At 69.9% G+C, this 5,704-nt stretch carries 4 protein-coding genes and 1 pseudogene; 3 read left to right on the forward strand and 2 right to left on the reverse strand.

All coding sequences use genetic code 11. The annotated features are described in order from the left end of the window. Positions 1-212 (reverse strand): annotated as a pseudogene (locus tag ACLFMY_RS08190) (hypothetical protein); the annotation flags it as partial. Positions 213-355: 143 nt separating this feature from the next. On the opposite strand from ACLFMY_RS08190, the gene ACLFMY_RS08195 reads away from it, so the two are divergent. From ACLFMY_RS08195 to ACLFMY_RS08205, 3 genes are all read left to right on the forward strand, one after another. Next, on the forward strand, positions 356-1,111 hold the full coding sequence (locus ACLFMY_RS08195; protein WP_410764173.1) for an alpha/beta hydrolase: 756 nt from the start codon (positions 356-358) through the stop codon (positions 1,109-1,111). 62 nt (positions 1,112-1,173) lie between these two features. Then, a complete protein-coding gene (gene rlmKL, locus ACLFMY_RS08200) occupies positions 1,174-3,426 on the forward strand; it encodes a bifunctional 23S rRNA (guanine(2069)-N(7))-methyltransferase RlmK/23S rRNA (guanine(2445)-N(2))-methyltransferase RlmL (RefSeq protein ID WP_410764174.1) in 2,253 nt (750 codons plus the stop codon). Next, entirely contained in the window at positions 3,401-4,081 is a 681-nt protein-coding gene (locus ACLFMY_RS08205; RefSeq protein ID WP_410764175.1) for a C40 family peptidase, read from the forward strand. Before rlmKL ends, ACLFMY_RS08205 begins: the two co-directional genes overlap by 26 nt. A gap of 45 nt (positions 4,082-4,126) precedes the next feature. Here ACLFMY_RS08205 and xseA read toward each other — a convergent pair. Further along, on the reverse strand, positions 4,127-5,704 hold a 1,578-nt coding region (gene xseA, locus ACLFMY_RS08210), incomplete at its 5' end, for an exodeoxyribonuclease VII large subunit (RefSeq protein ID WP_410764176.1).

The following is a 5,704-nucleotide window of genomic DNA, read 5'->3' on the forward strand; positions in this document are numbered from 1 at the left end:
TGCTGCATCTGTTCGTGGTGTTCGGCCCGGATGCGTTCCCGCTCCTCGGCATCCTGCGCCGACTGCATGCGTTGCCGGTATTCCAGGCGTTCCTCCCGGGTCATCAGCTCACTGCCGTAGATGGGGGCGGGATCCGGGTCCTGCGCCACGGCGAGCATGGGCATGGACAGGGCCGCCGCCAACGCGGCGGCCGGTATCAGTGACCGTTTCATACGCGTTTCCTCCTCGAACCGAGGTGGTCGAGGGAACGACTCCCTCACCCGCAAGGATAGGCAACCAACCTGATGCCGACAGCGGGTTTTTCGACTATTTTTACCGGATACCCTCCCGACAGATCCGCGAGGCCTGACCCGACATGCGCACCTGCCTGACCGCCCCGTTCCGCACCGGTCGTCAATCGGCCGCCCGCCCGCTTTCCCTGGCGCTGCTCGCCGCGCTGCTGCTCACGGCGCCGACCCTGCATGCCCAGGATACGGAGGCCGAGTGGGACGCCGCCTGGGAGGAAGCCGAGGAGCGCGAGCGCGAACGCCAGCGACTGCTGGAGAAGGCCCGCAACGTCAACGAGGGCGACCTGGTCTTTCTCGAAACCCGCCCAGACCCGGACGGTCCCCGCATGGAAAAGCGCCTCGATCTCGACGCCTCCAGCCTGGAGAACGGCTGGGCGCAAATGACGCAGTGCCATGCGAACCTCGACTCCGTGGCGGCCGCCCAGGTCGTCTACAACGCCGAGCGCACCCGGAACATCGAGGTCACGCGCGCCGAGAACATCGGCGAGGCGGTCGCCGATGAGGCGAGCGTGCAGATGCGCGACATCGGCCCCGACGCCACCCTCTGCGTCAAGGCCGAGTCGCTCGCCCTGCTGCCGCAGCCCGAGGGCGACGGCTACCTGATCGAAAACGGCCCCTTCATGCGCCGGTTTCTCGACGGTTACTACCCCATGCAGGTTCGGCTCGAGATCCGCTGGCCCGAGGGCATGCTCCACCTCGTCGAGAGCGAGCCGCCCGCCCAGCCGGGTCATTCGGTGGAAACCACGGCCGGCTCGGTGACCGTGACGTCCCACTTCGAGGGCCGGCTGCTTTCCGTGCTGCACCTCGCCCCCGGGGACGAATGACCGTCCCCCGGTGATTCCCTTAGGCCAGCGCCGGACGATCGGCTAGAATCACCCGTTTTTCCATGAGCGATCCCGTGCACGACGAATCCACAGGCGAGCCCTCCCGGGGCGACCAGGAAACCCTCTGGTCCTTCGAGGCAATCGCCCCGCCCGGTCTCGAGACCGCGCTGGCCGAGGAACTGCGCCACCTGACCGGCGCGGCCATCAGCGACCGCCCCTTCGGCGCAAGCGGCGACCTGCCGCCCGCCCTGGTCTACCAGGTGCTGGCCGACAGCCTGATCGCCGGGCGCGTCTACCTGCCCGTCGCGCGGGGGCACGTCGATGGTGCCGACAGCCTCTACGCCCTGGTGGCCGGGATCGACTGGTCGGCGCACATGAGCGCCGACGACAGCCTGTCGATCTCCGCCACCGGCGGAAACGCCGCGCTGCGCCACACCGGCTTTGTCGCCACGCGCATCAAGGACGCGATCGTCGACCAGTTCCGCGACCGCGAGGGCCGACGTCCCGACGTGGACACCGATCACCCGGGCCTGCGCATTCACTGCCACGTCCAGGCCCAGGGCGAGGCCAGCCTTGCCATCGAACTCTCCAGCGGCTCGCTGCACCGCCGTGGCTACCGCACGGACGGGGGCGAGGCCCCGCTGCGCGAGAACCTCGCCGCCGGCCTGCTCTGGCGCGCCCGCTGGCCGCGGGTCGCCGCGGCAGGCGGTGCCCTGTTCGACCCGATGTGCGGATCGGGCACCTTCCTGATCGAGGCGGCGCTGGCCGTGCTCGGCCAGCCCGCGGCCATGCGTCGCCAGCGCCTGGGGTCGCCCGCGTGGAAAGGGCAGGTCCGCGACGACTGGCGGGCCGTGCTCGAGGCCGAACCCCGCTGCTGGCTGGATGCCCCGATCCCCCGTGATGCGCTGGCCATCTACGGCCAGGACCGCGATCCGCTCCAGCTCGCCGCCGCCCACGCCAACATCGAGCGCGCCGGACTGGGCGAGGCGGTCGAGATCCATCACGCCGACAGCTTCGCCTCGCCCTGCCCGCCCGACACAAGTCGCCGGGAACACGGCCTGCTGATCAGCAACGTCCCCTTCGGCCAGCGGATCGAGGACAGCCACGAGGCCGACGAGTGGGCCGCCCTGTGCACGCAATGGCTGCGCTGCCTGCCCGGCTGGTACTGGGGGATCCTGCGGTCGGCCGAAACGGAGACGGTCTGGCCGCTGCGCTTCGACAGGCGTCTGGCCGTGATCCACGGCGGAGTGGAAGTGGAGTTCCTGCGCGGGCAGTTCAGCGCCAAGAGTCTGCGGCGACCGGCCGGGCCGCGTGCGCTGGCCCAGCGGCTGATCGCCCAGGGGCGCGAGGGGGAACGGTCGGCCGAGGACTTCGCCAACCGCCTGAAGAAGAACTGGAAACAGCGCCAGTCGCTGCTCAAGCAGGGCGACACCGCCATGCGCGTCTACGACGCCGACCTGCCCGACTTCAAGCTGGCCGTCGACTGGTATCTCACCGAGGACGGCGAGACCTGGCTCGACATCCAGGAATACCAGGCACCGAAGCAGATCGATCCGCAGAAGGCCCGCGCCCGGCTGGCAGCCGCCGCGGCCGCCGCGGTTGACGCACTCGGCGTCGACGACCAGCACGTGGTCGTGCGCCAGCGCGCCCGCCAGAGCGGCCGACAGCAGTACGGGCGCATGGGGGCCGAGCACGTCGAGCGGGTCATCCGCGAGCGCGACACCCGCCTGCTGATCAACCTGACCGACTACCTCGACGTCGGCCTGTTCATCGACCACCGTCTGGTGCGCGACCGGGTGGCCGAACTGGCCCGTGGCCGGCGCCTGCTCAACCTGTTCTGCTACACCGGCAGCGCCTCGGTGCGAGCGGCGGTGGCCGGAGCCAGCAAGACGGTCTCGGTGGACCTGTCGAACACCTACCTCGAGTGGGCAGAGCGCAATTTCGCCCTCAACGGCATCACGGCCGACGGCAGCCATCGCCTGGTACGCGCCGACGTGCTCAGGTGGCTGGCCGACGCACCGGCGCGCGGCGAGCGCTATGACGTGATCTTCCTCGACCCGCCGTCGTTCTCCAATTCCAAGGCCATGGATGACACGCTCGACATCCAGCGCGATCACCCGGCACTGATCGAGTCCTGCATGCGCCTGCTGACCCCGGACGGGGTCCTGGTCTTTTCAAACAACCGCAAAGGCTTTACATTGGAAGCTGTTATGGAAAACAGGTTCCAGGTCCGTGATCTGTCGAGAAAAACCCTGCCCAAGGATTTCGCCCGCACCCCGACACGCCGATATGTCTGTGAAATCCGCCGACGGTAGCGGTCTGGCGGCGGGACAGTGGCGGCTCGGCCGCTCACTGCTCCCCGGCGGGATGGCGGTCGCCATGGCACTGCTCGGCGGCTGTGCCACGCCGATGGGCGGCGGTACTGCCGGCTCGACGGGAAACCCGGACCCGGCAGCCAGCCGCTCGGCACAAACCGCCGTCGCGGACGCGAACCTGCCCTTCAACCCGCTGGAAACCATCGACACCCGCTCGGGCATGCACACCCGCTCCGAGGAAGTGGTGGTGCAGGCCGTAGCGCAACTCGGCACTCCCTATCGCTGGGGGGGCGAGTCGGCGGAATCCGGGTTCGACTGCAGCGGACTGACCCAACACGCCTTCCTGGCCGCGGACATCGAGCTGCCGCGCACGTCCTACGAACAGTACCGGGCCACCGATCGGATCGAGCGCGAGGAACTGCGCCCCGGCGATCTGGTGTTCTTCCGCCTAGAGGGCAAGCGCGTCGATCACGTGGGCATCTACGTCGGGGACAACCGCTTCATCCACGCCCCCTCGCGCGGCAAGGACGTCTCCTTCGCCCGGCTCGACAACGCCTACTGGTCGCGCACCTACATTGGGGCCGGTCGCATCGCCGAGGCCGACCAACTGCAGCTGGCCAGCCAGCGCATGGAGGACTTCACGACCGAGCAGTGATCGCTCCGATGCGTCCATGCCGCCCCGCGGGGCGGGCACGCGGTCTCACTCGCCCGGCTCCCCTCCACGCCAGTCGACCCGCAACGACTCGTCGTAAAAGCGGATGCGAAGTGGCACCCGGCCGCCTTCCCGCGCCGCGAGCTCTCGGACCTCGGCGGCACGCTTGACGAGGCTCCCTCGCCTCTCGCCGTCATCACCCTCTGCCACCGCCTCGATCAGCGCATAGCCGCGCTGCTGCACCTGCTCCGGCCCCAGCGCCCGAAGCTGGCGACCCAGGCCGTCGAGCCGTGCCCGCTCGTGGCGCAACCGATCGATCAGCACCCGGCGCGGCGGACGCACCCGGTCGAGCCGCTGACGGAGCAGCGGCAGCAGTCGTTCCCGCGCGATCAGCAGGCGCCGGGCCTGATCGGCCAGGTGGTCCTCCCGCCGCCCCAGGCCGGCACGAATGGCGTGGGAGAGTGCCTGGCGCGGCTCGGCGAGCCGGTCGCGCAACGCGGCCAGCCGCCGGCGGGGATGCCCGCCATCCAGCCGCTGGCGCAGGCCGTTGAGCTCCTGGCGCTGCCGGGCGATACGCCGCTCGACCTGCCGGTGCAGCGGGGACAGCAACCCGGCCAGGCGGTAACGATCCAGCCGCAGACGCTTGCCCGGCCCGTGGCGATCCAGCGACCGACCGAGATCGTCGATCCGCTGGGCTCGCTGCTGGAACCCTCCCTGCCAGACAGCCGTGCCCCGTTCGATCACCCGGCGGAGGCGCTCGCGCATCTCGTCCACCGTCACCGGCGTGGCCAGCTCGGCCGCCCCGGTCGGCGTGGCCGCGCGCCGGTCGGCCACGAGGTCGCAGAGCGTCGTGTCGGTCTCGTGGCCCACCCCGCTGATCACGGGCACCGGGCAGGCATGGATGGCGCGGACCAGCCCCTCGTCGTTGAACGACCACAGGTCGCTGAGCGAACCGCCACCGCGCACGATCAGGGCCACGTCGAAGTCATCGGCAGCGAGCTGTCCGACCGCGGCCCGAAGCTGGGCTGCCGACTCCGTGCCCTGCACCAGCACCGGAAAGAGGGTCACGCGAGCGAGCGGGAAGCGGCGAGCCAGCGTGACGCGGACATCGTGTATGGCCGCGCCGCTGTCGGAGGAGATCACCGCGATGCGCCGGGGCAAAATCGGGGTGGGATGCTTGTGCGCGGCGTCGAAGAGCCCCTCGGCCAGCAGGCGCTGCTTGAGGCGCTCGAATTCCGCGGCCAGCCGCCCTTCGCCGGCCGGGGCGACCGACTGGACGATCAACTGGTAGGCCCCTCGCTCGGTGTAGATACCCAGCCGCCCGGTGACTACCACCTCGTCGCCATCGCGCAGCGGGTGGCGGCTGCGCATGGCATTCCCGCGGAAGAACGCGCAGCGGATCTGCGACCGGTCATCCTTGAGCGCGAAATAGTGATGGCCCGATGCCGCCCGCTTGTGTTCGCTGATCTCGCCGACCACCTCGACCGTGCCGAAGACCTGGCCGAGCAGGTCCCCGGCCTGCTTGTTGATCTGCGTGACCGAGAGCGCCGTGGAACCGCTACCTGCCTGCATGTCGCTGAATTCCCCGCCTCGCCCGTTGGGGCGAGACTGACACCGAAAATGAAA

The sequence above is a fragment of the Guyparkeria sp. genome, assembly GCF_046545975.1.
Lineage (GTDB): Bacteria > Pseudomonadota > Gammaproteobacteria > Halothiobacillales > Halothiobacillaceae > Guyparkeria.

Coding starts and splice junctions, on each gene's coding strand:
- ACLFMY_RS08205 (WP_410764175.1), top strand. CDS start 3,401: ATGTCTGTGAAATCCGCCGACGGTAGCGGTCTGGCGGCGGGACAGTGG.
- ACLFMY_RS08195 (WP_410764173.1), top strand. CDS start 356: ATGCGCACCTGCCTGACCGCCCCGTTCCGCACCGGTCGTCAATCGGCC.
- rlmKL (WP_410764174.1), top strand. CDS start 1,174: ATGAGCGATCCCGTGCACGACGAATCCACAGGCGAGCCCTCCCGGGGC.